Raw genomic sequence first — 3,430 nt, forward strand, 5'->3', positions numbered from 1 at the left:
CATGAGTGACGCAGCCAAAAGAGCCCTAGAAAGTAATAACTATCTCATTTGTACGAGTTCATAATAATACGGTGAGACAGGTTTTCGGCTTCCTTGACTATAAGACCATAGTTTTTTAGGAGGCTCTAAAACTACCGTCTTATCAGTAATCGTGGGTATAAAAAAATCATTAAGATTTGTAGAAATTAAAATGAGCGTCTTTCCAGAAACCGAATTTGGAGACCAATATCGATACATTAAACTATCCATATTAAAAATATGTCGCCCTACAATTGGATAAATGTCTTGAATGGCTCCATTTTTCAATAATTTTGCTTGATAAAATGCAAGTTCACTTCCTATGTTATATACATCTAATGGAACTAAGATTGGTTGAGTATTTCTTTTATAACTCAAATTTTTTGCTACATCATGGAATTGTTCTGTCAGATTTTCCCATGAAATCATTTTTTGAAAGAAGAGTTGCGATGCCTTTTGCGAGGGGCTGAAGGTGAGCAGTACCATCACACAAACATAGCAAAATAATAAAAAAAAGGAGCCTATATGCCATAATTTGTAGGAGGTATTATGTTTAGAAATAAGTATTGCAAGCCAAGGAACAATCGCTATTAGCCCTGGACCTATCCAGTCTAACTTAATGCCATGATTAAAACTATATACTCCGAAAAAGATCAAAGGAAACAGGGTAAATATTTGCAAAAACCGTTTGGCTTTGACGTCAATGCTTACTATATCTGCAGATTTTTTATCTAATAAAAGATAAAGGCCCATGACTCCCGCAGGAAGTAAAAATAAGAAAATTAATCCCATGAAATGATGGAAAGAAAAACGATTAACTGACTTAAACCGACGTACGCTTTGAAAGGCAAATGAGGCCCAGTCGTGCATAAAATTCCAATAGATAACTGGAGTAAAAATAAGTGCGGTAATCAATACACAAAGATAGGGCTCTTTGCGAGCAAACCAATACCGGGTTGAGGGGACGGTGATTAGATAAAGAAGTACCGCAGGCCCCAGCAATACAATGGTATATTTGGATAACATTCCAAGACCAAGGCATACACCCGCCTTGTACCAGGATTTAGATTCATCGAAAAGAAACACACGATATAAATAGTAGAGTGCTGCTGCCCAACAAAGCAGGACGGGTTGATCCGGGGTGGTGAGCGTGGATTGAATAAAATAATAAGGCATGAGTGATAATACGAGCACAGCATACAGGCCAGAGCCTCGATGAATTAATTCCGTTAATTTGAAACTGAAATAAGCAACACCACCCCAACATAGCAATGCCGGAATACGAATACTGAATTCACTGGTACCAAAAATTAGGGTAGAAAATTTAATTAGCAAAGCGACCATGGGAGGATGGTCCAGATAACCAAAATCTAGATGTTGTGAATAGTTCCAATAATAAGCTTCTTCTACGAATACATCGTGTGAACCCATACATAAAATTCGTAGGGCTAAAGAAACAAAAATAATCGAAAGGGTGAGTAATACACTAATATTTTGACTCAATCCATGACGAGATAGAGCAATATGTTCGGATTTAAGTATAGAAGTCATTATCCATGTACAGAAAACTTAAACAGACCACATTCTATCCTTTTTAAAGTGGCTAGCAAAGTTATTATTGCGTACTTGTTTTAGTACTCTGTCATTTTACCAGCAATTTAAAAGTTTAAGACTTCTATCTAGAAGAGCTTATAATCTTTTTTGTTTCAATTGACTTAGAATTTTTAAGCATATTGTAGTGATTTCGCAAGTATCCAGTTTAAAATGAAAAACTAATACATCACATGGAGGTTCGGATTATGTATGCAGTGTTTCACCGATTAAATATGCTAGGACTCATCTGGTTGTTCACTTATATGCCTTTTTCTTATGCTGAGGAGCTTAATGCAGATCTATTAGGGGATATTAAAACAGCCCTTGTTCCCATTAAATCAGAATATCATCACAATGCGTTAGAAGATCGAGGAATAATCCAGGTTACTGATGGTTCCGCCTGCGGCGAATCCAATCGCTCCGGAAGTGAAGAGGCAATTACTTTACCAGGAAGCATTGATTTACCGGATTATGCAACTGATGCGACTGTTTTTTTGAATGGATGGGATACCCGCTACTTAAGCAGTGATCATCATATTGGACGTGTTGCCGCCATAATTAGAAACATCCAACAGGAAAATTCTCGCTTAACGTGGGAAGCGGTGGGGTTATTACGAGATAAAAATTTTGACGATGGCTATAGATGGTGTTATCGCTTTACCGTGGTTGCATGGAATCGAAATCAAATAGATGCTCGGGTTTTGGGAGTAAGAGATAACACGACGTTCTCTTTTGAAAACGAGCATGAGCAAGTCGCGCTGGTGACTGCTGCGGGTTTTCTCAATAATAATTTCCTGACACGAGGTATTAAGGCCGCTGTACTCCCTCGAGGTTTTGTTTATGGTTGGGAAGAGGGATTTAGTCAGGCTGATCATCATCTCCTGCAAATAGCGTATAACCTCGGTCATAGTGAAACGTTTATTCAGGCGGGACGCAATTGGAGTGGTCCACCTCCTTCAATAACTAACAGCCAGGCATCCAACTTTACCAGCTGGGAAACCCTTGGTATTTTTAAAGACAACAGTACGAAACGAGATTTTAGATTTGGTTCTGCAGTATCTGTGCTTGCCGGACGTGGAGTTGAGACCAAGCAACCTCCTTTTACCATTATTCCGAAAGAAGATTTTGGCAATTGTGGGGAATTAGGAGGGGAGGTTGTGACGCAAAATCTAGTAATCGAAAATGTTCCTTATGACTATGCAATCCCCGTCTTAACGGGATGGGAACTACGCTATCCGTGTAAAGATCATCATGTCAAACGACTGGGTGTTTGGTTACATGATATGAGTTATGAAAAAGTGGCGGGAAGTTCAGTAGGAACTTTGCGTTACAGTATTTCCAGTATATTGCGCGATAAGAATACGGTCCCACTCCATATTCCACGCCATAAGGTCTCGATATTGGGAATGAATATTACTCCAGCCCCTCCAGTCCCTATACCTGATAAGAAGTCGTGAACCATTAAGGTACGATGCAAGGCTGTGTTCTTTCGGGATCTGAGGTAGTCACTGTACTTTAAAAGTGCCGATACCTCAGGTTCGAAGTAGCATTAAATTTTTCTTCCGCGCGGGTACTTCACGTCTGGCTCAACGAGCTCAGCTTTTCAGGTAACGGGTCTGTCAGTTCTTACTTATCGAGATAATTTAATATGTGGAAAAGTATCTCATATTGCTTAGAAAATAGGTTGAGTCATTTTGACCCAACAATTCAAAGTTATTGCCAGAAAAATAAAAATATAGTCTAGTTGGTTATTCGTTTGATTTATGCCACTTATTTAATTAATATTCTCGAAATTGCACCTAGTGGTTTATTTAATTTC

Annotated in this window: 2 protein-coding genes; one reads left to right on the forward strand and one right to left on the reverse strand. The window is 38.7% G+C overall.

From position 1 onward, the window contains the following. Window positions 1-39: 39 nt before the first annotated feature. Complete coding sequence (locus tag HBNCFIEN_RS02370) at window positions 40-1,569, reverse strand: glycosyltransferase family 39 protein (protein WP_182392551.1); 1,530 nt, start codon at window positions 1,567-1,569, stop codon at window positions 40-42. Between the two features lie 248 nt (window positions 1,570-1,817). On the opposite strand from HBNCFIEN_RS02370, the gene HBNCFIEN_RS02375 reads away from it, so the two are divergent. Continuing rightward, complete coding sequence (locus tag HBNCFIEN_RS02375; RefSeq protein WP_182392552.1) at window positions 1,818-3,068, forward strand: hypothetical protein; 1,251 nt, start codon at window positions 1,818-1,820, stop codon at window positions 3,066-3,068. Window positions 3,069-3,430 lie beyond the last annotated feature (362 nt).

It is taken from the genome of Legionella sp. PC997, from assembly GCF_014109825.1.
Lineage (GTDB): Bacteria > Pseudomonadota > Gammaproteobacteria > Legionellales > Legionellaceae > Legionella.